Annotated in this window: 1 protein-coding gene; it reads right to left on the reverse strand. The window is 41.3% G+C overall.

Annotated features, from left to right (window positions below):
- Window positions 1–949: IS110 family transposase (locus CSV80_RS18220; protein ID WP_233208496.1), on the reverse strand; the 949-nt coding region annotated here is incomplete at its 3' end.
- Window positions 950–1,092: the final 143 nt, after the last annotated feature.

The raw sequence follows: 1,092 nt of genomic DNA on the forward strand, positions 1-1,092 counted from the left end.
CAGCCGTTTTCGCATTAGGACATTCACCGGAAGCAGGCCCAGGTCTGATTTTCGTCATTTTACCGGCGATTTTCAATGAAATTCCGTTCGGCAGTGCCGTCGAATCCCCTATACCCGGTATCGAGCGGTAGACAAGATATTCCTTTCGACCTTCTGATAACTCCGTCATTTGTTTTACCAGTGAATCTTTCTTCTCCATCAAATCCGCAATCCGGGATGCGTAATCACGGGCCTGGTCGCATCGAATATCGTTCTGTTTGATGGCTGGATAGCTGTTTTGGGCTGCTTCCAATAGAAGGGATGCTTTCGCTTCAGCACGTGTTAGCGAGAGGTTCTTTCTTGTATTGGCTTTTAAGCGATTCTTAATGATCGTTTTTGAATGATCTAGTAAAAGTGCGGGATGCGGATAGAGCTGCACGATATTTAAAAACAGAGCTGAACTTGGTGTAATGAGCTTTTCTAATTCCGGGAAACTAAGATGTAAAATCGAGTGCATTCTGCTTTTTAGTAAAATCATTTCTTCATCAACTTCATCGTAATAACGTGTCATCGCACGCATCTGTTCATAATAATCATTTTGGATATATGTATTTTTACGCTCCACTTGGAAATGGGTTTTCGCAAGTTCATGAGCGTCACTAAGATCCGTTTTATGCCGCCGCATCTTCGCCATCTGTAAATTGGCTTCAAGTGGATTCATTCGACAATATGCATAGCCAAAATCTTTTAGAAACGCTTCGACAGGTTTTGAATAGACGCCGGTTGCTTCAAATACGATATCTGGCGCCTGCCCATCGACCTTTGTGATCTCTGCCATTCTTTCGTGCAATCGTTCAAATTCAACACGTGTATGATGTAATTCACCTTCAAATTCACATTGACAATAACCATCATAAATCACAATAGTACTTTTTCCTTTACTCACATCTAAAGCTACGACATGTTTCATGTTCATTTCTCCTTCTTTACCAATCATAGAAGCCTTCACAAACCTTATCGATTCCACTTTCTTATACACGATCTCTTTGGACCCAACATACTAAACTGATTCATATAAGGGCGTGAAGTTAGCCGGTTTTATATACGGACTCA

This window comes from Sporosarcina sp. P12(2017) (assembly GCF_002743035.1).
Classification (GTDB): Bacteria; Bacillota; Bacilli; order Bacillales_A; family Planococcaceae; genus Sporosarcina; species Sporosarcina ureae.